The organism is uncultured Methanobrevibacter sp. (assembly GCF_902774605.1).
GTDB lineage: Archaea > Methanobacteriota > Methanobacteria > Methanobacteriales > Methanobacteriaceae > Methanocatella.
In genome coordinates this window covers 1-20,956 of the sequence record NZ_CACYJE010000020.1, presented here as the reverse complement: position 1 = coordinate 20,956, position 20,956 = coordinate 1, and the positions used below count along the sequence as shown (strand labels likewise).

Below are 20,956 nucleotides of genomic sequence, written 5' to 3'. Positions count from 1 at the left end.
AGATAATGTCTCCATAAAAAAATAGTTGAATTTTGAAAAATAGCTTGAAAGCCTTAGGGGGGATTCGAACCCCCGACTTCTACCTTACCAAGGTAGCGCTCTACCACCTGAGCCACTAAGGCAATATCGAGAATTAAAAAAATTTGTTAAAATAATAAAATAGTGCAAGGGAAGGGATTCGAACCCTCGAAGGCCTATACCAGAGGATCTTAAGTCCTCCCCCTTTGGCCGCTCGGGCACCCTTGCATACAATAATGATATATGTTTTCATAGTATATAAATGTTACCCTTTTTTTACTTTTTCAAGATAAAATTTAAAAACTACATTATAATATTAGCTGACCAACTATTTAAATATTAAGATAATCAAAGTAAATATAATAATAATTTTTATAAATCAATTTTTTTATGGTGTATTAATTGAAAGTAGATATGGAAGAATGCGGAGTATGTGAAGACTGCATCGACGTGTGCATGGAAGAAGCTATTGAAAGAAGAGCATACACTATCATTATCGATGCTGAAAAATGCGACAACTGCGGAGAGTGCGTTGACGTCTGTCCGGTTGGCGCAATTTATGAAGACTAGGTTTAATTATGAAAAAATTTACCATCATTGATTATATCATTATCATCCTGGTGATATGTGCTGTTGCCTTTGCTTTCGTACATATTTCCACCAATGATTCATCAAACATTCAAAAAACAGCTTTTGATGAATCCACACTTAATAAACTGCCTGACACTTACCTTAAGTATTATAAGGATGGTTTTATCGTTAACAGTACTGTTGAAGGTTTTAATGCAAGCACTGGAGATAGAATTACATTGACCGGACATGTCGTTTGGGTCGACACGGAATCCGGTGGGGACGTTAAAGTATTGATTGAATCAGAAAATGGAACATTCATGGCTGGATTGTACCGTTACAGTCAGGATGTGGACATTTATATAGATCACATCAGCCTTGAAAGCTACGGAGACAAATATAAGAATCTTACTGAAATAAAAGTTAAGCCGAAACAGTTATCTTCCCTGAAGGATTTGACTTCAGGCATTGAAAAGAATACTGATTATGAAATTTCAACCAAGATTTCCATGGATTCATTTGATCCAAACAAGATACAGGACGTTTATAATGCCATTAAGGAAAATGGAAAAAGAAATTCAATCAAAACAAGCAGCGAGATGGAAGGTCAGATACTGATTACAAAAGCGACACCCGCCAACATTAATGATGGAGATGCCATCTTAGGAAATTTCAATGGAGTCAGTGATGAAATCACCATTAGAATATATGACTCAACCGACAGTCAAGTAGATTCCATTGAAAAGAATTATGATGTCGTGAATATTAGAAATTTTTAAAAGAGCAATTTTATGAGCGTCATTTATTCTTATTTAACTTCAGTAATAAACAGAATCAGTGATGAGTTTCACAATTCTTTTTTATTTACTGTTATCTTTTCTATTTTAGCATTTCTAGAAAATCACTGGGTCAACAGTTTCTTTAAGGGATTGTACCCAAGTGAGAATTTTTTATCTTTTTTAAACAAAAACGTCATTTTAAAAAAGTATATTTTCCACCCACTGATTGTTCTTTTATTGTTTGCATTGTTTTTGATTTTATCACTCAATCCCCCTTCAACAAGTTTGGTGATAACATTACTGATTGGATTCATCGCATTTTTCATTGGATCCACCATTATCCCAAGAAAAATTTCCATTAATGAAGTGGTTCATTTTAGCAGAAGAGATATGTATTCGATTGGTTTCTGCCTGATATTGTTGAGTATTGTATTTTTCTTCATTAGTGTTGCCTCTGTTGGAGGAATTCCTCTTTTAAAGCCATCAATCAGGTATTTATTGAAACCTGCACTTACAATGCCTGTGTTTTTGATAATTCCTGGAACCTGCATGATTGCCAGCGCTTACCTGAAGGAGTTTCAGGATGGAAAAATAAGCCGTTCCAGGGCGAGATTCAGATTCCTATTTTTGCTGGCTATTGACTGTGCATTTTTATTGCTTCTAGGTTATAGGACACCACTACTTGCAGCATTTCTCATCATAATTATCATAGGTTTCTATGGAAATATAGTTTCACTATGGGAAGTTGTTGTTGGCGCATTGATTGGTATAGGTGCAATCATCGGAATAGGTTATTTTCGTTCATTGGGAGAGATGACAATCACTTCCTCAACAAGCCCGCTGTACACCCTGCAGTCACGTGCAGATTTCACATTGCATGTTTTGAACCTGCTTGATTTTATCGGAGGAAACTTCGGCGTAACACATGGCCAGATGTTGGCCGGAGCCATTCCCGGAAGTGACTTGGGCCCTAGGATGATGGTTGGAAAGCTCATTGCATGGAGAACCGAAGTCACTGTCACCCCAACCCTTATCGGCCAGATGGTTGCCGATTTCGGAAAGGTCGGCGTTCTTGTTGAAATGGGCCTTTTGGGATTCATCCTTGGAATCGGGTTTAAAATCATGCAGAATACCAAGGACTTTTTCTACATTGGCCTTTACAGTTTGATTTTGACCTATTCAATTTTAGGTGTTGAAACCGGCATTTTAGACATTCAGGTTTTATTTTACTTTGTTGTTGCCATTTTCATCTACTTTACTTGCGTTAAAAGGTCTATCTTCAATTAGTATTACTGAACTTTGAAATAATTACGATAAAGTATTAATTTTGTATTACTATTTTTTAAGAATAATACTAAAAAGTATTACTTTAATAACCTTTATATATGCTGATTTCATTAAAATTATAATTGTCAAGCGATAACTCGGATTTATTAACCAATATAATTAATAAAACTCCCAATAAACTTGATATTACTAAAAATAAACAAAAATAATAATTTAAGGTAATACATCATTTATAAATATAAAATAAAAAAGTATTACCTTAAAAAAATGGAGGAATAAATTTGCATATACCTGACGGATTTATACCTATAGCACAATGTCTAGTGTACTATGTAATATTAATTGTTGCACTATACTTCTCAGTGCGTTGGGCTAAATCTAACCTAGATGAAAAACGCATACCTCTTTTAGCAGTGCTTGCAGCAGGTATTTTCGCAATCATGTCAATGAACATGCCTATTCCATTCGGTACAAGTGGACATATGGTTGGTGGAGCCTTAGTTGCTATCATATTCTTAGCACCTGAAGCTGCAGTTTTAGTATTTACTGTCGTATTGCTCATCCAAGCATTAATCTTTGGTGATGGAGGTATTACCGCTCTTGGAGCAAATGTATTGAATATGGCAATCATTGGAGGATTTGTAGGATTATTCACCTTCAAAGGATTGAATGGAATTATTGGAAAATACCCTGCAGCAGGAGTTGCAGCATGGCTGGCTACTGTCATTGCGGCATTCGCATGCGCTGTTGAAATGGGTATTGCAGGAACATTCCCAATGAACATCGGTATTCCATCAATGGTATTATACCACTTCTTTATTGGAATAATCGAAGCAGTGTTAACAGTAATTGTTCTTGTAGCATTGGACAAATTCAGACCAGATTTACTAGCCTGGAACAGAGGAGATGCATAATATGGAACAAAAAGATCTTTACTTAATTGGCGTGGCTGTTTTAATCTGCATTGTGATCTGTGCTCTTTCACCATACATTGCATCTGGTGACCCTGACGGATTAGAAAAGTCAGCTGAAGATTCAGGCATTCCAGAAGATTTCTCAATTGAAGAAATCAACGGAATCCCCGATGCAATCTTCCCTGATTATGCATTTGCAAGCGCTCCAGATAACCAACCGTTACAAATTGTGGCCCTAGTTCTAGGTACAATTTTAACATTAATTGTTGGATATGGAGTTGCCCACGTAGTAAGAAATAGGAATTAAATATTTTTAATTTCTATTTATTCCCTTTTTTTAAAAAATAATTGAAATTGATTAAAATATGCATAAGCAAATAATAATATATTACTAATTTTTAATATTATACTAGTGAATAAAAATGGCAGACATAACACAAATTATCAGATTTGATGACTTATCATCACAAAACAGCCCGATACATGATTTGGAGGGCAGGATTAAATTAATTTCAACAATATTCATCATATTAACTTGTGTTATCTCAAAAGAAATATTCATACCAATCATTTTAGAAATATTCCTATTGGTCATCCTCAAGATGGCCAACCTATCATATAAGGATTCCTTTAAAAGATTGCTGATGCTGCTTCCTTTCGGTGGAGCAATCATTATATTCCAGCCATTCATACAGCCCGGAAATGTCATCTGGAGTTATTCATGGCTGCAAGTGACTGACATGGGACTCAACTGGGCAATACTGCTGTTTGTCCGTATGATCGTGTCACTGACTGCAATCATAATCTATTCATCAACAACACCTCTCCAGGAAATGGCCAGCTCATTCAGAAAGCTTAAGATGCCGAGGGATCTGGCAATGATACTGTCAATCATGGTGAGGTTCTTGTTCCTGTTTGTGGATGAGCTTGCAGCAATCCGCAAGAGTCAAAAATCAAGAAACTTCAACATTCATGCAAAAAACACTCCATATAAATGGAGAGTCAAGCAGGTGGGTTACACCATAGGCATGATGTTTTTAAAGGCATATGAACAAGGAGAACGTGTTCATAAAAGTATGGTGAGCCGTGGATTTTCAGATGCCTCCGAAATGTTTGACGAGAAGAAATCCCCTGAGAAAAGCGATTACTTATACTTATTGACAATCATTATCATCGTGATCATACTGGAAATCATCATACTGAATTATTCAGGACAACTGGGTTACTTTGGACAAAACTTGGCGATTAATTAGGTGAAAAACATGGAACACATACATTTAGAGACTAAAAACTTATCATTTACTTACCCTGATGGAACACAGGCATTGAAGAATGTCAACATTCAAATCAAAAAGGGCGAAAAGATTGCAATCATGGGACCCAACGGTGCGGGAAAGTCAACACTGTTCTCCCACTTCAACGGTTTGACCGAACCCACATCCGGCCATGTTGAGATAGATGGCGAGAAGATTGTTTTTGAGCGTGACGAACTGCTTAAGGTAAGGCAGAAGGTAGGGATAGTGTTTCAGGATCCTAATGACCAGCTGTTTGCACCAACCGTCAAGGAGGATGTGGCCTTCGGACCCATGAATCTCGGTTTGGATTATGATGAGGTGAAAAGAAGAATCACTGAATCATTGGAGATGGTGGGCATGAGCGGCTTTGAGGACAAGACCCCTCATCATTTGAGCGGAGGCCAGCAGAAAAGGGTTGCGATTGCAGGTATTGTTGCAATGAGACCGGACATAATGATTCTTGATGAGCCTACTGCAGGTCTTGATCCTGAAGGCGTCGACAAGGTCTTGGACATTTTGAATAACTTGAATAGCGAGGGCATAAGTATCGTGATTTCATCCCATGACATTGAGATGGTCAATGAGTTTGCAGACAAGATTTATGTCCTGTATGATGGTGAAATTATCGCTTCAGGCGACAAGCATCAGATATTTTCAGATAAGGAATTGTTGAAAAAGGCTCATTTAAAGGCGCCAGTCACTACCGAGATACTGTATAAGTTGAAAGAAAAAGGATTAAATGTCAATACTGAAAAGTTGAGCATTGATGAAACAGTTGAGGAGATATTGAAAAGTAAAAAGTTTTAATTTGTTGATTTTCTCCTCTTGAACCTGTCTTTTAGTTTTGTGATGAATTCAAATTCTTCATCAAGTTCCGGTGAGTTTGCAAAGCCGCAGTTTGGGCAATGGTAACTGTTGCAACCATGTTTACCGCAACTGATGCATCCTCTGTTTTCCAGTTGGGTTTCATCAAATTCGAAACCGCACATTCTGCATTTCATGATATAACACCGTTAATAAAATTAGATTAAAAAAAATAAATGAAAAGATTGAAGCTATTCCACTTCAATGTTTTCAGCTTCTTCCTTACGAAGACATACATCATATCCTTTTACACTCATTTCAATAGGATTTCCGAAGGTAGCTACTTTTTTAACAGTGATTTTAGCTCCTTTAACAAAACCCATACCTAATAAGTGTCTTCTTAAATCAACATCCCCGGATTCATGGTATTTCACTAAAGTTACAGTTTCTCCAGGTTTAACTTCTTTTAATGTTTTCATATTATCACCAAATTATAATCTCAAAACATGTTAATTTTTAGGTATACTTAACTTTGTCATAAGTATTATATAAATATTTAGTTATGACTAAAAATTAAGAAAAGATGATTTTGAAAATCATCTTTTTGATCATCTATCCGAAACCGGCTAATAAACCAACATTGTAAATCAAGAAGGAAACTATGTATGCTGTGACTAAAGTAATGGCACACATGGTTAAAGCCCATTTGTAACTGTTGGTTTCCTGTTTGATTGCACCGATAGCTGCGAAACATGGAGTGTACAGTAAAGTGAATGCCATGAATGAGTAAGCTGACAATGGTGTGAAAGTATCATGTATCAATTTAGTGATACCGGCTTCGTCATCCTCTTCCATACCCGCCAAGGTACCGAAGGTTGCAACCACAACTTCCTTAGCAGCAAGTCCTGCGATGATAGCTACAGCAGCTTGCCAGGTTCCAAATCCTAATGGAGCGAATATCGGTGCTATTACATTACCAATCATACCTAATACACTGTCAGCTGATCCGTATTCAACACCTAATGGGAAGATGCTTAAAGCCCATAACACGATGGAACAGGCAAGTATAATGGTACCTGCTTTTCTTAAGAATCCTTTTACTTTTTCCCAAGTGTGCAGCAATACGCCTTTAACTGATGGCACTTTGTATGTTGGAAGTTCCATTACGAAAGGAGAAGATATTCCTTTAAACATTGTTCTCTTGAGTATGGCTGCAACGATTAATGCCACAACAATACCTAATAAGTAAATGGATAATAATATTAAACCGTTGTTTGCTTCAAAGAATGCTGCAATGAAAATCGCATAAATAGGCAATCTTGCAGTACAGGACATGAACGGCACAAGCATCATAGCAAGCATACGGTCCCCTTCGTTTTCCATGGTCCTGGTTGCCATGATAGCAGGCACTCCACAACCGAATCCTAAAATCATAGGAATGAAAGCCTTACCGTGAAGACCAACCAATTTGTGCATGATGATATCCAATGTGAATGCAGCCCTTGCAAGGTAACCGCAGTCCTCTAGTATGCTTAAGAACAGGAACATCAGAATAATGATAGGCAGGAAAGTGAGAACTCCACCTACTCCACCGATGATACCGTCACAGATGAATGATGCGAGATATTCATTTGCGATGAATCCGCCGACCCATTCGGCCAGAGATCCGAATGCCACATCAATCATATCCTGGAAAGGTGCTCCAAGAGTGTATGTGAACTGGAACATTGCATACATGATAATTATAAATATGAATGGTGCCAAAATCCTGTTAGTTACTATTTTATCTATCTTGTCAGTAGTTGTTTCTTTTTCAACCGCCGGTCTTTTTACGGCTTCAGCCATTAAACCGCCGATGAATGCGTATCTTGCATTTGCAACCACTTCTTCTGCACCTTCGTTGAAGATTGTGCGAAGGTGACCTGCTACCTTGTCCACTTCAGCCATGATAGTGGAGCTTTGAGAGGATTTTTGTACTTTTTCTATAACGATTGAGTCTTTTTCCAATAGTTTGATTGCAGTCCATACTGATGGCACATCAAGCAGGTTGTTGTCTTTTTCAATCAATGCCTGAAGATCAGCCAAGTGTTCCCTTAGCTCATCGCCGTATGATAGTTTTGCACTTGAATTTATTGGATTTGCGGCTTGTTTTTCAACAGTGTTTAATAATTCGTCGAATCCATCACCGTTTTTAGCGTTTACTTCAACAACCGGAAATCCTAATAGCTCACTCATCAGTTTTACATCAATGATATGGTCTCTTTTCTTAGCAAAATCGTTCATATTAAGAGCCATTACTAGGTTAGCTCCCAATTCCATCATTTGAACTGTTAAGTATAAGTTACGTTCTAAATTAGCAGCGTCTACTACGTTAATAATTACATCTGAGTCGTCATCTACGATGAAATCTCTTGATACGATTTCTTCCATGGAATGTGCACTCAATGCATAATTACCTGGCAGGTCGATAACATCATAGTTATAGCTTCCATGTGAAAAGTGACCTTCTGCCCTTTCAACAGTTTTTCCAGGCCAGTTTCCTACATGTTGGCGCATACCAGTTAATCGGTTAAAAACAGTAGTTTTACCCACGTTTGGGTTTCCTGCTAATCCTACAATTAATTCTGTCATTAACCATTCTCCCGTATTCATATATTGAAAAATAATACCTTTTTTGAAAAAATATTATTTTTTACTAAAAAAATTTTTTTAGTTTAAGTCCTAACTCATAAAAAATTAGGTTAACCTAAACAATTTAATATTGTATTTCGGAGTATATAAATATTTAGGTATGCCAAATTTTTAAAAATTGTAAATTAAAATTTTGCAAAAAAATTAGATAAAAATTAGAAAAAACAAAATTGATGGTTTAGCCGAAACCTGCTAAAAGACCAACATTGTAAATTAAAAATGACACGACATAAGCGGTTATAATAGTGATTGCACACATAACCAATGCCCACTTATACCCATTGGTCTCATGGCGAATGGCACCTATTGTACCGAAGCATGGAGTGTACAATAATGTGAATGCCATGAACGAGTACGCTGACAATGGAGTGAACGTATCATGTATGAGATGAGTGATTCCGCTTTCATCATCCCCCTCCATGCCCGCAAGAGTTCCGAAAGTTGACACGATAACCTCCTTGGCCGCCAAACCTGCAATGATTGCCACAGCAGCCTGCCATGTTCCGAATCCCAATGGGGCGAAAACCGGAGATATGAAATTGCCGATCATCCCAAGATAGCTATCGGCAGAACCGTACTTAACGCCCAACGGGAAGATGCTCAAAGCCCACAGCACAATGGAACATGCCAGAATGACAGTTCCAGCCTTCCTTAGGAATCCCTTAACCTTCTCCCAAGTGTGCAATATCACACCTTTTAGGGACGGAACCTTGTATGTTGGAAGCTCCATCACGAACGGGGTTGAAAGTCCCCTGAACAGTGTCCTTTTAAGAATGGCCGCAACGATAAGGGCAACGATAATGCCTAAAATATAAATTGACAATAATATTATACCGTTGTGCTCCTTGAAGAAGGCGCCTATGAAAATCGCGTAAATCGGCAGCCTTGCAGTACATGACATGAACGGCACAAGCATCATTGCAAGCATGCGGTCCTTCTCGTTTTCCAATGTACGTGTCGCCATGATGGCCGGCACTCCACAGCCGAATCCCAAAATCATCGGAATGAATGCCTTGCCGTGAAGACCTACAAGCTTGTGCATGAATATGTCCAATGTGAAAGCCGCCCTTGCAAGATAGCCGCAATCCTCCAATATGCTTAGGAAGAGGAATATTATGATGATAATCGGCAGGAAAGAGATGACTCCGCCCACTCCCCCTATGACTGCATCGCATATGAATGATGACAGGTACTGGTTGGGAATGTATCCTGCAACGAATCCTGAAAGCATTCGGAATCCCTGTTCGATGAGCTCCTGGAAAGGAGCCCCCAGCCCATAGGTGACCTCAAACATGAAATACATCAGGACTATGAATATCGGTATTGCAAGAATGCGGTTTGTGATGATCTTGTCAATCTTGTCGGTTGTTGTTTCCCTTTCGACTGATGGCCTTTCAACCGCCTCGGCCATCAAACCGTCGATGAATGCGTATCTTGAGTTTGCAACCACTTCCTCTGCGCTTTCCTTGTAAACGTCATGAAGGTGTTTTGAAACCTTATCGGCTTCAATGAAAATTTCTGATCCAAGACTGGACTTGCGGACCTTCTCTATCACTATGGTGTCCTTTTCAAGCAATTTGACTGCAGTCCATATTGAGGGCACATCCATCAAAGCGTCATCCTGCTCAATCAGTTCCTGTATCTCGAAAAGGTGTCCTTTAAGCTCATTGCCGTATGACAGCTTAGCGCTGGAATCTATTGGGTTTGCAGCCTGCCTTTCCACTATGTTGAATAGCTCATCTATTCCGTCGCCAGTTTTTGCATTTATTTCAACCACTGGAAATCCGAGCAGCTCGCTCATGAGTTCAATGTTGATTATGTGTCCCTTTTTCCTTGCAAAGTCATTCATGTTCAGTGCGAGCACCATGTTCGCTCCCAGCTCCATCATCTGAACTGTCAGGTATAGGTTTCTCTCAAGGTTTGCGGCATCAACGACGTTTATTATAACGTCTGAGTCGTCATCGACTATGAAGTCCCTTGACACTATTTCCTCTATTGAATGGGCGCTTAGCGCGTAGTTTCCCGGCAGGTCGATGATGTCATAGTCATATTCGCCGTGTTTGAATTGGCCTTTTGCCTGTTCCACTGTTTTTCCAGGCCAGTTTCCCACGTGTTGGCGCATACCGGTGAGTCTGTTGAAGACTGTGGTTTTTCCGACGTTGGGATTGCCGGCCAATCCTACTATTAGCTTTACCATAATTCGTTCCTCAATGAATTAAAGTTTATTTGATTGAATTTAATGAAAAAATTATTTTAATTCCAATTTCCACTTTTCAAAAGTGTTGGTTTATTTTAACATGTTAATATTTGCCCACCAATGCTATTTAAGTTAACTATATGGGGATTAAAACCAGTGAAGTTTAGGTGTGCCTAAAAATTTAGAAAGCTTTATATACTATGACGACCAACATTAACACAAGTGACATATATTTAGGCATACCTAAATATTCACTTGAAAAAACATATTATCAGTCGATAATGTAAAATCTCCAAAAATAAAAATATTCAGTATTAAATTAGCTTTTCACAATTTTTACTAATTTAATACACCAAACGGAAAATTAAATCTGCCAAGTTTTCCAAAAAGAAACTCATTTGGTGTTTAACTCTCCTCCATTTTAACACTAAACACCAATGACTTCATTTCTCTTTTTTAATATCCTTCACCATCATAAGTGGCAGCATCATCATAGATTTCCTCATCCCAATAATTATCCTCAATATAATCATCAATTTCCTGATTCAAGCCCCAGTTATGACTGTCATAATAAGTGTAGGCATTGAAAGTGCCCTTATTCTGCAGATTGATGTTCTTGGTTTTCTTGGCCTTCTTGTAATTGGAATCCCCGTCGAACTTGACCTTGACCTTATACTTGCCGACATCATATTTCAAGCGTATCTCACCCTTGTACGGCTTATACGCCCACTTGTAATTGCCGAAAGAATCAGTGATGTTATAGTGGATGGTTCCCTTGGAATGGATTGCCCTTCCCTTGCTGTCAACAAGCTTTATCACAATATACGCCTTGTTTTTAAACGGATGGTCATCAGTTGATATTTTCACCTTAACCTTTTCCTTTGCAACAACCGGACTTGCAAGAACAATGCAAACCGCCAATATTGCAAGAATGATGATGATTTTTCTTTTCATAGTAATCACTGTGTATAATCTGTTACAAATAATATTTAAACATTGACATATAATATAATAGTGAAGTGAATTTTATGATAGAATACGATGACATAATAAAAGACTCCCCATTTCTAGTGAATCATTTGATTTCATTAAGCAAAACACACGACTTCTACATCAACAAGCACATCAAAAACAGAACAGACATCCTGCCAAGCCAGTACTACATGCTGCTATTCCTATATTATGAAATGGGCGAAACACAATCCGATATCGCAAAGGCGTGCCTGATGGACAGGAGCGGTGTTTCAAGAGCCTTCAAGGACTTTGAGGAAAAGGGACTCATCATCAGAAAAGTTGACGAGGAAAACAAGAGAGCATATAAAATCACTTTAACCGAAAAGGGAATGGAAACTGCTGAATTTTTAATACAAAAGGAAACCGAATGGGACAAGATGATATGTGAAGAGCTGGACATCTCACGAGAAGATTTACTTAAATTATTGTCCAAGATCTCACTCAAGTCACTGGAATTCAACAGGCAACAGTTCTAGTCATAGCCTTCTGATTCCAGGTAATCGTCAATCTCATAATTGTCACCATACTCATAATGATCATAATAAGCGCCGGGATCGGTTCTTGACAAGGTATACCTGTCGGGAACAACCGTATGATAATGGCCGCTTCCACCACTGCCACTGTAACCGCCGCTGGAATAGCTTTGAGTCGGCTGAACATTCAACAGGGAATACTGTGAGCTGTCCAATCCCAGAACGTCATACATCAGTTTTGACTCGGAACATGAGATGTTGTCGCTGTCCATGACAATGCCGTATGCCATCTGGTTATCTGGATTGTAGAGCATGAAGCATCTTCCGTCATTGCCTCCCACCAGATAATCTGAAATGTACAATATGCCGTTTCCTGAAAATTCCTGATAATTATTTGCAGGACATTTCCATACAATCATGTAATCCTTTCTGCCACCAGTGTCGAGGTATGTGATGTTTTTGGCATCCATCCAAACGTATGAGCCAAAGGAAGTGTTGAAGTTGGCATTTGGAATATTCTCCTCACCCAGCTTATAGCATCCCTTGAGGGTGGCGTTTAAAATACCATCACCACCGATATTCTCAAAAATCTCATCATCATAGCTTGCATACTTTGGCGGAAAGATGATATTCGCCACCAAGGAGATTGCAAAGCCCACAATGACTATTGCAATAACCACCAGCATGATCTTTCCCAGATTATCCTTGAGACTAGACATAATCTTATATTAAGATGTTAACAACATTTATATTTTTTCTAAATGCAATCCTGCAAAGCACTTAAAATATTTCAAAGTGAAAACAATATTGTTAAAAGGCTTTAATTTAACAAATAAAAATCAATAATGACTTATTGCTTTAGCAACCTTTAAATTAAAGCATGAATAATCTATGGTCATGATAGAATTAGTGATAGCCTGTTTCATCGGCATATTAATAGGAACCACAACGGGGATGATACCTGGAATACACGTCAATACCGCCGGAGCAATACTCTTTGCATCCTCAACATTCCTCCTGTCATTCCTTTCACCCGAGTTTCTTTGCGTACTGATGGTTGCAATGTCAATAGCCCATGCGCTGATAGAATTCGTACCGTCCATGCTGCTTGGCGTTCCCCAGGAGGGAACCGCAACATCCATTCTCCCAGGACACAGGATGGTGCTGCAGGGCAGGTCAAAGGAAGTCATACGGGTTGTTTCAGTTGGGGGATTCGGAGCGATACTTGTTACAATCGCAATGCTGCCGATCTTTGCAATAGCCCTTCCGATACTTCACGAGATTTCAAAACCGTTCACATGGATGATACTGCTTGTGGCCTCAATCTATTTAACCTATAATCTAACCTCCAACATGAGGGATTTCCTCTGGTCACTTTTATTGTTCACGCTTTCAGGAATCCTCGGATGGATAATATTCCAGACACCGATTTCCTCGGGAATCACTTTAATGTGCACTTTTTCAGGACTGTTCGGGATAAGCACAATACTTTTCAGCCTAAACGACTCTTCAACAATACCTCATCAAAATCCCTTTTACGAGCTTAACCTGGACTACAATAAGTTCAAGAGCATATTCGCCGGAGGAATAACCGGCGCTATCCTTGGATTCCTTCCGGGTTTCGGACCCGCACAGGGAACCGTGATAGCTCAGGCTGTAAGCGGTGCCAACGACAATGACGATGACGATACTGTGAATTTCCTTCTTGCAACTTCCGGTTTGAACATTTCGGATTGCCTGTTTTCACTGATTGCAATCTACATCATCGGAAACCCGAGAAGCGGAATAGCCGTGTACATGTCTTATCTGATATTCGAGATGAGTCTGAACCATCTTGCAATATTCATTTTCGCATCATTGATTGCAGTGTCGGTTTCACTGGTGTTGTCGCTGAAGCTTGGCGATTCCTTTTCTAGATTAATGGGAGGCGTTGACTATAAGAAATTGTCGATAGCTGTGATATTGCTTCAGATAGTGATATTATATGTTTTCATTTTCTATTACAAGGCTCCCGTTCTTTACATGACATTGGCACTGGTCACTTCAACCGCAATGGGAATGCTTCCTCACTACATTGGCGTGGGAAAGTCCCATCTGATGGGCGTGTTGATTATACCGGCCATTGTCATTTACATGCAAATGTTTATTTAGGCGATATCATGGACAATACATGATTAAATGAATTTGAGGAGTATTTAAGGAATATGGAAAATTTAGATATTGACAATATAATTGAATTTTATTTCAATAAGGAAACTTCAATTAGATATCTCAATATAAATAGTGATAATTCCGTTGAAATGACAAATGACATTTTAAATGAATTGAAAATCGATAAGAAAAATATTAACCCATTAAAATTTATTTTCCATGAATTAATTGGAAATATTTATGACCATGCTCATTCTAAAAATGCATTAATACTTGGTAGAAAATTTGAAGAAACATATGAATTTATTTTCATGGACGATGGTATAAGCATACCAAATTCATTAAAAAATAATAATTTTCAATTTGAAAATGATTGTGAGGGAATTATCCAAGCGATTAATGGATTATCAACAAAAAATGAACTAGGGTATATTGAGAGAGGAACTGGATTAAATAACACCATAAACATTGTGTCATCGGGAGGCAATGGTGAAACACTTATTGCATCTGGTGAAGGATTAATCTGTATCACAAAAGACAATACTCCTTTTAAAAAGAAAATTTCTAAAAACATGAATGGCACAATTATAATTTTAAGAATTAATTTAAGTAAAAAAATTGACATATATAAATATTTAAATCAAGTAAAATACTAGTGATATTATGAGTGAAATTGAAGTTAATCTTAAAAATGAAATTGGCTCAGATTTAGGTTCTAGGCAAAAAATAGAAAAATTATTTAAAAATATCAACACCAATGCCTCCAAGGTTATAATGAACTTTGAGGGTGTTGAGTTTATGGGTCGTAGTTTTGCTCAAGAATATCTAAATCAAAAACATATTGCCAACTATGAAATAACTGAAATAAATCTTTCAGAAGATATTAAAAAAATGTTCAATATAATTTTAGAGTTAAATAATAGATTATAGTCAGATAATAATCACATTATCTGCTATTTTTTCCGCTTTTTCTTGTATTTCACTAATATCCATTCCAGGGAATGCGTCTATCACACATAAATCAACAGGGTCAATTTCCAAGTCTTCAAATGCATGATTATGTATTTCATAATCCCCTTTAACTTCATTTATTTCCAGATTATATTCCAGGACATCTATCATTTCGGGGTTGATGTCGTTGAATATTACCTTTTCGAAACCGTATTTTTCAAGGTATATTCCTATTGCTCCGAGTCCGCACATCGCATCCAGTGCAATTCCCCTTTTGACATTGTTGTTTTTGAGGTAATTGTGCAGCTGCACCAGCTTCTGCTCAGTTGTGGTGGCGACTTCTATATGGTGTTTTGACTGGTTTTTAACAATTATTATCTTGTCCTTCAGGAGTGTCCTCATCACGTTGACCTGCTCGTCGTCTCCCTCAAGTATTTCAAAATGACTTATTTTTGAATCCTTATCGGATTGTCCCACGGTATCCTGCGGACTTCCCTTAAGCACACAGGCGACTTCAGGAACTTCTCTGATTAATCTTTGGGCCACTTCACCTGTAAAGTCCGGGTGAAGTAGTATGAGTGATTTCTTGTTGATGAACTGTGGGTTGAGGCTGCTGTAGTAGAAATTGGATAACGGCACGGGAGAGTTTCGCCGGAGGGTTGCGTTTTCCTTGACTATCTGTGATTCTATCATGATTTTCAGGATGTGGCTCATGACAATGTCAAGAGGCCTTTTACCGCATTCGCATCTCATGTAATCGGCTGTGAGTGTGTTGAAATCTATCAGGTCCTTCAGGGGTGAGAATTTTTTGATTTGAACGTCGCTGCATTTTTCGCATGGTTCCAGGGCATTTATTTTTTCTGTTATGTTCATGATATAATCGCCTCAATTTCCTTCTTAATATTATTATTGTTTCGCAGTGGTTATAATGCTTTCAAAAGTAATAAAAACTTTATAAGTTAGTATTACTAATTAGTATTTACATACTGAATTAATCGCCATTGGTGAAAACTATGAAAAATGAAGATATAATACCACAATATGAATTAGTGCAGAAGAACTATACCCCCAGTGAAAAAATCCTTCTGGGAGAAATACGTGAAAACCTGGTTGACCTGGCCATGTCCTCCGGAGAGACATTCCGCACAAGCGAAGACAAGCTCTTAAATGACATCAGGAATTTCCTAATCCTAAGACTTAACGGGGACGATGAGAACAGCCACATATCCAGGGAATATCTGGATAACCTCGCCCATAAGTTTTTAAGGGACATTAATGGGTACGGTGAAATCGACCCATTAATCCAGGACGATGAGCTTGAAGAAATCATGGTCATCGGAACAGGCAAGCCAGTGTTCGTCTACCACAGGAAATACGGCATGATGAAAACCAATCTCCAGTTCAGTGATGAAAGGGAAATCCTTGAGCTGATAGACACCATTGCAAGGCAGATTAACAGAAGAATCGATCAGGAATCACCAATTCTTGACGGAAGGCTTAGCGACGGGTCAAGAATCAACGCCACCATCCCGCCGGTTTCAGCGGACGGTCCGTCACTAACCATAAGGAAATTCAAAAGAGACCCCTTGACCATTATCGACCTGATCAATTCAAAAACATTGAGCGTTGAGCTGACCGCTTTCTTCTGGCTGTGCATCGACGGGCTGGGGGTCAAGTCCGCCAATGCAATCATCTCCGGAGGAACAAGTTCCGGTAAGACAACCACTTTAAATGCTCTTTCAGCCTTCATCAACCCAAAGGAAAGAATCATAACCATAGAGGATACTCTTGAACTGCAGATTCCCCATGAACACGTAATCAGGATGGAAACCCGACCTGCCAATGTTGAAAACAAGGGGGAGCTGACAATGAACGACCTTGTCAAGAACTCATTGAGGCAGCGCCCCGACAGGATTATCGTAGGTGAAGTGCGAGCCAACGAGGCCATTACACTGTTCACCGCACTTAACACCGGCCACTCAGGTTTCGGGACATTGCACTCAAACGATGCACGTGAAACCATTACACGCCTGACCAACCCTCCGATGGATGTGCCTGAGATAATGATTCAGGCCATTGATTTCATTATAATGCAGAATAGGATCTACACCCCCTCAGGCGTTTCATTCAGAAGAATCAGTGAAGTGGCCGAGGTCGTCGGGATGGAGGAGGGCACAGTTCAGCTGAACAAGATTTATCAGTGGAATCCTGAAAAGGACATCATCGAGAATGTGGGCGTGACAAGCCACACCCTGACTCAGATTGCAAAGCTCAGCGGGTACAGTCTCACTGAGCTTTATCATGAAATCGACAACAGGAAACTGGTTTTAAGGCACATGATCAATCACAATATCCGTTCAGTAAGGGACGTGAACAATGTATTGGAACTGTACTATAAGAATCCCCAACAGGTCCTCAACAGGATAATCATGAACAGGTGATTTGGAATGTTTAGAAATTTTTTCGTTCTGATTGGAGGGATAGTATTATCCCTTTTTGATTTTTTCAGCAACCTGTCACTTGATGATTTCAAATTTGAGAAAAGTGACCCCGAGGATTTGAATTCAAGTATCTTTTCGAAACTGAACCTGGACATTGATGTTGAACCCATCAAGAAGAAGGATGGCCGGTTGGATGAGATTAGGGATTTATTGCTTCCATACATGTTGTCAAAGCAGTTCATCATAATCTTATCAGTGTTGACTGTCCTGATTTCCTTTTTGACAAGCATTGAGATTTCGGCAATGTATCTTGTAATCGTATTCATGGCATACGTGTTCGTCATACATTATCCTGACATGAAGGAGAAGAGGAATTACTCTGATTTAAATCAGGACCTGCCTTATGCCTTGAGGCATATGGGGATTGAATTGAAATCGGGAAAGGGTCTTCATGATGCCCTTTTAACAATCCGAAATGCTGATTACGGGTCACTTTCCCGTGAGTTTACAAGGGTTTTGGAGGAGATCAAGTTCGGAAGGTCAACAGAGGATTCCCTTCTTGAGATGAGTCATCGCGTCAAGTCTGAGGGCCTGTCAAGGGCGATTCATCAGATTATCGGCACGTTGAGGGTTGGAGGCAATCTGGCCAATAGCTTGGAGATTATCGCTCAGGACATTTCATTTGATATGCAGATAAAATTGAAGGAGTATTCCCAAAAGTTGAATTCGTTCATCCTGATTTATACCTTCCTTGTTATTTTGGCGCCCGTGATTAGTCTGATAATGCTTATGGCGGGTTCGACCGTTATTGGCGATGTGGTTTCATCGGAGCTGCTTTTTGTGATTTATGGAATATTCTTCCCGTTGATTGTGGTGTTCATGGGACTGTTCATTAAAAAGCTGGAGCCGCAGATTTAAAAAGTTAATAATAGGGGTTTGTTTTTTTCAAACCCTTAAAAATAAAATTAGTGTCTAATGACAGTTGCATCCGAAAAAGAAGCACCATAGTTTTTGAAAAATACTTTTTTCTTTTTTTGCATCTTTTGTTTCGGTTGTGCAACATTTTGGTTTGTTTGCGTTTGTTGCCATTTTTTCACCTCAAGTACATTTATGGTTTTAATTAATTATTTTATGATATATAAACATTCTTGAAAAAAAATTTAATTTAAAATAGGTGAAATTAAATATGGAGAACATATTTAATTTCGTGAGAGTAGTTATATGCTTTTTGTATTAAATTAGAAAGAGAGTTGAACTAATTTAATAACAATCGGAGTGTAGTAGGTTTTAATATTAAAACCATATTCAACAATTAAAAATTAGATTTTTAGGTAGACCTAATTTTTTATCGTCAATTATAATGTTGTCACGACTAGTATATAAAGGTTTCTAAATTTTTAGGTTAACCTAAAATATTCTTGTGAAAACATCTTAAGAAGATATGATCCTAAAAAAGCATTGAAAAAAAATAGATAATAATTGGTGCTTTATCGAGGAGAGTAAAAACACCAATTCGAAGAAATTGGAAAATCTTGGCAGATAATTTTCCGTTGCATTGAATTAGAAAATTGTGGAAAGCTAATCCAATATGATATTTATATTTTGGAGATTGTATATTATTATGTCAAATATATGATTTCCTTTAACGGAAGGATTACATTTTATATTACAACCATTTTCACTAGCTAAGTTGCAGAAATATAAATCTTCAGACAATACTGAATCATCTGGGTAAGTGACGAACTTAAAGTACGGATAAGATAATTTATTAAAGATTTCCACTTTAATTAAAGCTATTCCAAGTCCTCCACCTTTGATTTCAATTGGCCTTGGCACTTCATGAATCATGGTCTGACCAGTAATGCAGTTTTGATCATCGAAGTTTTTGCCGAAAGTGAATATCACTGTCTGATCAGTATTTGTTCTTTTCCGGCAATACCAGCCAAGTGCGATATCAGATTCACATTCCAATAGCCTGATTAAAGTGTCAGGCTGTAATTGTATGTCTGAATCTACCATCAGCACATAGTCATAGTTTCCGGCCATTGCGTTTTTAGCTATTTGATTTCTTGCCTTGGCGCAGTCATAGCCTGAAACATAATCAAAGTACAGACTAGAACCTTCAGGTCTTTTAAGTCCGTATATGCTTTTGAAACATTCCGGTTTGATGCTTTCAAAGGTTGGAACTGCAATCAGTATCTTCACTTGTCACCCTCCAGCTTTTGGATTCTCTGCTCAAGTTCATTCAAATTAGTCTTATCCTCTTTGTCACATCTATACTGATACAAGTCAATTAATAGTACAATGATGATGGCTAAAGCAAATGGTATTAGACCTTCCATTAAAGCATACTTCGTTGCATTATCCATTATGATGTTGATAGCTACAGCTGTTAAAACAGCACTTGAAATTGTTTTGGTAAAGTTACAGATGATGATTTTCTTTTTTAAATCTTTCATAGAAATCAACTTAACAATATTCTCCATAAAAGCCTATTCCTTTTGAGGGTATCCCAAAACTCTTTTAGCTTTTTTCTTTGCGTATTCAACATCCCCATCGCCTCTTAACCTACTTGCATAATGACTGGCTACGCCTAAAATAATCATTAGTATGCAGTAGGGAATGGTATTTTCTGTGATTCCTAAAGATTCTGAGTATAACATGATGATTGGTATAATGGTGACTAAAAATGAAGTTAATATGTCAATGTCTTTTCTGTTTCGCTCTAACCATTCATAAAGCAATGTTTTCCACCTCTTCATATGATTTGTTTGTGTGGCTGAGTATTATGCCGTCAACACAAATCTTTTCTTCAGTCCTGTAGACTTCCTCAGCGTTTTCCTCTACGTTTATCCAATCTTCGTATTCTTCAAGAGTTTCAAAGTATCTGATGTATTTCATTGTGCCTCCCAAGTAATTGAATAGTATAATATTCCATTTTCGATTTTGAATTCTATAATGGGCTTGACTGCATAGGGATAGCCTGAGTCTACATATTTGGTGCCGTTCCAGTAGAACCAGTGGCCTGTGGCCTGGTCAATGTATGGACCTTTGTTTTCCAATGTTCCGACAAGCTTCCTTATAGTCATAAATCAAACCTCACTAATGATATTATATTTTTTATTATATAATTTATTATATATTTTATTATTTCTTTTATATAAAATATACTTTTTCAGACTCTTTCAAAAACTTTGTTGATTTTCAAAATCCTTTTTGCGATTGTCATTCCAAATGAGATCTCTGCGATATATTCGTTTTAAAACGCCTCTTTTGGTCTTGAATGTTCGTTTTCTTGATTTTGGCATTGTTTTTTGAAATGCATTTTCAATTTTGTTACTTGTTTTTTCAATTCGTTTATCTTTTAAGTG

The 20,956-nt window shown here is 38.0% G+C and carries 25 protein-coding genes, 2 tRNA genes and 1 pseudogene; 13 read left to right on the top strand and 15 right to left on the bottom strand.

The annotated features are described in order from the left end of the window. Nucleotides 1-49 precede the first annotated feature (49 nt). Both QZU77_RS05430 and QZU77_RS05425 read right to left on the bottom strand, forming a co-directional pair. A tRNA-Thr gene (locus tag QZU77_RS05430) sits at nucleotides 50-122 on the bottom strand. A 41-nt stretch (nucleotides 123-163) separates the two neighbouring features. Beyond that, nucleotides 164-246 (bottom strand) — tRNA-Leu (locus tag QZU77_RS05425). A gap of 174 nt (nucleotides 247-420) precedes the next feature. Here QZU77_RS05425 and QZU77_RS05420 point away from each other — a divergent pair. From QZU77_RS05420 to QZU77_RS05390, 7 genes are all read left to right on the top strand, one after another. Next, nucleotides 421-588 (top strand): 4Fe-4S binding protein, encoded by a 168-nt coding sequence (locus tag QZU77_RS05420; protein WP_295601162.1) that lies wholly within the window; start codon nucleotides 421-423, stop codon nucleotides 586-588. 8 nt (nucleotides 589-596) lie between these two features. Further along, on the top strand, nucleotides 597-1,367 hold the full coding sequence (locus QZU77_RS05415; RefSeq protein WP_295601159.1) for an adhesin: 771 nt from the start codon (nucleotides 597-599) through the stop codon (nucleotides 1,365-1,367). 12 nt (nucleotides 1,368-1,379) lie between these two features. Beyond that, nucleotides 1,380-2,654, top strand: coding sequence for an oligosaccharide repeat unit polymerase family protein (locus tag QZU77_RS05410; RefSeq protein WP_295601156.1), 1,275 nt, complete (start codon nucleotides 1,380-1,382; stop codon nucleotides 2,652-2,654). 281 nt (nucleotides 2,655-2,935) lie between these two features. Then, a complete protein-coding gene (gene cbiM, locus QZU77_RS05405) occupies nucleotides 2,936-3,568 on the top strand; it encodes a cobalt transporter CbiM (protein WP_295601153.1) in 633 nt (210 codons plus the stop codon). 1 nt (nucleotide 3,569) lies between these two features. Beyond that, nucleotides 3,570-3,875: a PDGLE domain-containing protein gene (locus QZU77_RS05400; RefSeq protein WP_295601150.1), complete on the top strand. Its 306-nt coding sequence runs from the start codon at nucleotides 3,570-3,572 to the stop codon at nucleotides 3,873-3,875. Nucleotides 3,876-3,990: 115 nt separating this feature from the next. Then, nucleotides 3,991-4,821: a cobalt ECF transporter T component CbiQ gene (gene cbiQ / locus QZU77_RS05395; RefSeq protein ID WP_295601147.1), complete on the top strand. Its 831-nt coding sequence runs from the start codon at nucleotides 3,991-3,993 to the stop codon at nucleotides 4,819-4,821. Nucleotides 4,822-4,830: 9 nt separating this feature from the next. Continuing rightward, entirely contained in the window at nucleotides 4,831-5,670 is an 840-nt protein-coding gene (locus QZU77_RS05390; protein WP_295601144.1) for an energy-coupling factor ABC transporter ATP-binding protein, read from the top strand. On the opposite strand, the gene QZU77_RS05385 is transcribed toward QZU77_RS05390, so the two are convergent. The 5 genes from QZU77_RS05385 to QZU77_RS05365 all read right to left on the bottom strand — a co-directional run bounded on the left by QZU77_RS05385 (nucleotide 5,667) and on the right by QZU77_RS05365 (nucleotide 11,509). Then, nucleotides 5,667-5,864 carry a hypothetical protein gene (locus QZU77_RS05385; protein ID WP_295601141.1) on the bottom strand — a complete coding sequence of 66 codons (198 nt, stop codon included), beginning with the start codon at nucleotides 5,862-5,864 and terminating at the stop codon, nucleotides 5,667-5,669. The genes QZU77_RS05390 and QZU77_RS05385 overlap by 4 nt on opposite strands. A gap of 54 nt (nucleotides 5,865-5,918) precedes the next feature. After that, on the bottom strand, nucleotides 5,919-6,146 hold the full coding sequence (locus QZU77_RS05380) for a FeoA family protein (protein WP_295601138.1): 228 nt from the start codon (nucleotides 6,144-6,146) through the stop codon (nucleotides 5,919-5,921). A 133-nt stretch (nucleotides 6,147-6,279) separates the two neighbouring features. Next, nucleotides 6,280-8,298: a ferrous iron transport protein B gene (gene feoB / locus QZU77_RS05375; RefSeq protein ID WP_295601135.1), complete on the bottom strand. Its 2,019-nt coding sequence runs from the start codon at nucleotides 8,296-8,298 to the stop codon at nucleotides 6,280-6,282. Nucleotides 8,299-8,536: 238 nt separating this feature from the next. Further along, nucleotides 8,537-10,555 (bottom strand): ferrous iron transport protein B, encoded by a 2,019-nt coding sequence (gene feoB / locus QZU77_RS05370; protein WP_295601132.1) that lies wholly within the window; start codon nucleotides 10,553-10,555, stop codon nucleotides 8,537-8,539. 456 nt (nucleotides 10,556-11,011) lie between these two features. After that, entirely contained in the window at nucleotides 11,012-11,509 is a 498-nt protein-coding gene (locus QZU77_RS05365; RefSeq protein ID WP_295601129.1) for a hypothetical protein, read from the bottom strand. A 74-nt stretch (nucleotides 11,510-11,583) separates the two neighbouring features. Between QZU77_RS05365 and QZU77_RS05360 the strand changes: the two genes are divergently transcribed. Continuing rightward, nucleotides 11,584-12,045: a MarR family winged helix-turn-helix transcriptional regulator gene (locus QZU77_RS05360; protein ID WP_295601126.1), complete on the top strand. Its 462-nt coding sequence runs from the start codon at nucleotides 11,584-11,586 to the stop codon at nucleotides 12,043-12,045. Here QZU77_RS05360 and QZU77_RS05355 read toward each other — a convergent pair. Further along, nucleotides 12,042-12,761, bottom strand: coding sequence for a hypothetical protein (locus tag QZU77_RS05355; RefSeq protein WP_295601124.1), 720 nt, complete (start codon nucleotides 12,759-12,761; stop codon nucleotides 12,042-12,044). The two genes, QZU77_RS05360 and QZU77_RS05355, sit on opposite strands and share 4 nt — an antisense overlap. 178 nt (nucleotides 12,762-12,939) lie before the next feature. Here QZU77_RS05355 and QZU77_RS05350 point away from each other — a divergent pair, with 178 nt between their 5' ends. From QZU77_RS05350 to QZU77_RS05340, 3 genes are read left to right on the top strand one after another with little or no spacing between them, the layout of a single operon-like run. Next, on the top strand, nucleotides 12,940-14,193 hold the full coding sequence (locus tag QZU77_RS05350; RefSeq protein WP_295601121.1) for a tripartite tricarboxylate transporter permease: 1,254 nt from the start codon (nucleotides 12,940-12,942) through the stop codon (nucleotides 14,191-14,193). 53 nt (nucleotides 14,194-14,246) lie between these two features. After that, complete coding sequence (locus tag QZU77_RS05345; protein ID WP_295601118.1) at nucleotides 14,247-14,849, top strand: hypothetical protein; 603 nt, start codon at nucleotides 14,247-14,249, stop codon at nucleotides 14,847-14,849. 7 nt (nucleotides 14,850-14,856) lie between these two features. Then, nucleotides 14,857-15,123: a hypothetical protein gene (locus QZU77_RS05340; protein WP_295601116.1), complete on the top strand. Its 267-nt coding sequence runs from the start codon at nucleotides 14,857-14,859 to the stop codon at nucleotides 15,121-15,123. Here QZU77_RS05340 and QZU77_RS05335 read toward each other — a convergent pair whose 3' ends face one another. Beyond that, nucleotides 15,124-16,017: an SAM-dependent methyltransferase gene (locus QZU77_RS05335; RefSeq protein ID WP_295601113.1), complete on the bottom strand. Its 894-nt coding sequence runs from the start codon at nucleotides 16,015-16,017 to the stop codon at nucleotides 15,124-15,126. It lies immediately after the preceding gene. A 140-nt stretch (nucleotides 16,018-16,157) separates the two neighbouring features. Between QZU77_RS05335 and QZU77_RS05330 the strand changes: the two genes are divergently transcribed. Next, nucleotides 16,158-17,585 carry a CpaF family protein gene (locus QZU77_RS05330; protein WP_295601111.1) on the top strand — a complete coding sequence of 476 codons (1,428 nt, stop codon included), beginning with the start codon at nucleotides 16,158-16,160 and terminating at the stop codon, nucleotides 17,583-17,585. A 6-nt stretch (nucleotides 17,586-17,591) separates the two neighbouring features. Continuing rightward, the gene (locus tag QZU77_RS05325) at nucleotides 17,592-18,503 is read left to right on the top strand and encodes a type II secretion system F family protein (RefSeq protein ID WP_295601108.1); all 912 of its coding nucleotides are present in this window, start codon (nucleotides 17,592-17,594) and stop codon (nucleotides 18,501-18,503) included. 660 nt (nucleotides 18,504-19,163) lie between these two features. Here the strand turns inward: QZU77_RS05325 and QZU77_RS05320 are convergent. The 6 genes and pseudogenes from QZU77_RS05320 to QZU77_RS05295 all read right to left on the bottom strand — a co-directional run. After that, a complete protein-coding gene (locus tag QZU77_RS05320; protein ID WP_295601105.1) occupies nucleotides 19,164-19,790 on the bottom strand; it encodes a glycosyltransferase family 2 protein in 627 nt (208 codons plus the stop codon). Continuing rightward, complete coding sequence (locus QZU77_RS05315; protein WP_295601102.1) at nucleotides 19,787-20,053, bottom strand: hypothetical protein; 267 nt, start codon at nucleotides 20,051-20,053, stop codon at nucleotides 19,787-19,789. Before QZU77_RS05315 ends, QZU77_RS05320 begins: the two co-directional genes overlap by 4 nt. A gap of 24 nt (nucleotides 20,054-20,077) precedes the next feature. Next, the gene (locus tag QZU77_RS05310; protein WP_292896485.1) at nucleotides 20,078-20,329 is read right to left on the bottom strand and encodes a hypothetical protein; all 252 of its coding nucleotides are present in this window, start codon (nucleotides 20,327-20,329) and stop codon (nucleotides 20,078-20,080) included. Continuing rightward, a complete protein-coding gene (locus QZU77_RS05305) occupies nucleotides 20,319-20,486 on the bottom strand; it encodes a hypothetical protein (RefSeq protein ID WP_292896483.1) in 168 nt (55 codons plus the stop codon). Before QZU77_RS05305 ends, QZU77_RS05310 begins: the two co-directional genes overlap by 11 nt. Beyond that, nucleotides 20,483-20,674 (bottom strand): hypothetical protein, encoded by a 192-nt coding sequence (locus QZU77_RS05300; RefSeq protein ID WP_292886550.1) that lies wholly within the window; start codon nucleotides 20,672-20,674, stop codon nucleotides 20,483-20,485. The genes QZU77_RS05305 and QZU77_RS05300 overlap by 4 nt, the downstream gene beginning before the upstream one ends. A gap of 96 nt (nucleotides 20,675-20,770) precedes the next feature. After that, nucleotides 20,771-20,956, bottom strand: a pseudogene (locus tag QZU77_RS05295) (hypothetical protein); the annotation flags it as partial.

What these genes read in the sequence shown, in the direction of transcription:
- QZU77_RS05415 (WP_295601159.1), top strand. Translation starts at nt 597, where the DNA reads ATGAAAAAATTTACCATCATTGATTATATCATTATCATCCTGGTGATA.
- QZU77_RS05410 (WP_295601156.1), top strand. Translation starts at nt 1,380, where the DNA reads ATGAGCGTCATTTATTCTTATTTAACTTCAGTAATAAACAGAATCAGT.
- QZU77_RS05400 (WP_295601150.1), top strand. Translation starts at nt 3,570, where the DNA reads ATGGAACAAAAAGATCTTTACTTAATTGGCGTGGCTGTTTTAATCTGC.
- cbiQ (WP_295601147.1), top strand. Translation starts at nt 3,991, where the DNA reads ATGGCAGACATAACACAAATTATCAGATTTGATGACTTATCATCACAA.
- QZU77_RS05390 (WP_295601144.1), top strand. Translation starts at nt 4,831, where the DNA reads ATGGAACACATACATTTAGAGACTAAAAACTTATCATTTACTTACCCT.
- QZU77_RS05385 (WP_295601141.1), bottom strand. Translation starts at nt 5,864, where the DNA reads ATGAAATGCAGAATGTGCGGTTTCGAATTTGATGAAACCCAACTGGAA.
- QZU77_RS05380 (WP_295601138.1), bottom strand. Translation starts at nt 6,146, where the DNA reads ATGAAAACATTAAAAGAAGTTAAACCTGGAGAAACTGTAACTTTAGTG.
- feoB (WP_295601135.1), bottom strand. Translation starts at nt 8,298, where the DNA reads ATGACAGAATTAATTGTAGGATTAGCAGGAAACCCAAACGTGGGTAAA.
- feoB (WP_295601132.1), bottom strand. Translation starts at nt 10,555, where the DNA reads ATGGTAAAGCTAATAGTAGGATTGGCCGGCAATCCCAACGTCGGAAAA.
- QZU77_RS05365 (WP_295601129.1), bottom strand. Translation starts at nt 11,509, where the DNA reads ATGAAAAGAAAAATCATCATCATTCTTGCAATATTGGCGGTTTGCATT.
- QZU77_RS05360 (WP_295601126.1), top strand. Translation starts at nt 11,584, where the DNA reads ATGATAGAATACGATGACATAATAAAAGACTCCCCATTTCTAGTGAAT.
- QZU77_RS05355 (WP_295601124.1), bottom strand. Translation starts at nt 12,761, where the DNA reads ATGTCTAGTCTCAAGGATAATCTGGGAAAGATCATGCTGGTGGTTATT.
- QZU77_RS05350 (WP_295601121.1), top strand. Translation starts at nt 12,940, where the DNA reads ATGATAGAATTAGTGATAGCCTGTTTCATCGGCATATTAATAGGAACC.
- QZU77_RS05345 (WP_295601118.1), top strand. Translation starts at nt 14,247, where the DNA reads ATGGAAAATTTAGATATTGACAATATAATTGAATTTTATTTCAATAAG.
- QZU77_RS05340 (WP_295601116.1), top strand. Translation starts at nt 14,857, where the DNA reads ATGAGTGAAATTGAAGTTAATCTTAAAAATGAAATTGGCTCAGATTTA.
- QZU77_RS05335 (WP_295601113.1), bottom strand. Translation starts at nt 16,017, where the DNA reads ATGAACATAACAGAAAAAATAAATGCCCTGGAACCATGCGAAAAATGC.
- QZU77_RS05330 (WP_295601111.1), top strand. Translation starts at nt 16,158, where the DNA reads ATGAAAAATGAAGATATAATACCACAATATGAATTAGTGCAGAAGAAC.
- QZU77_RS05325 (WP_295601108.1), top strand. Translation starts at nt 17,592, where the DNA reads ATGTTTAGAAATTTTTTCGTTCTGATTGGAGGGATAGTATTATCCCTT.
- QZU77_RS05305 (WP_292896483.1), bottom strand. Translation starts at nt 20,486, where the DNA reads ATGAAATACATCAGATACTTTGAAACTCTTGAAGAATACGAAGATTGG.
- QZU77_RS05300 (WP_292886550.1), bottom strand. Translation starts at nt 20,674, where the DNA reads ATGACTATAAGGAAGCTTGTCGGAACATTGGAAAACAAAGGTCCATAC.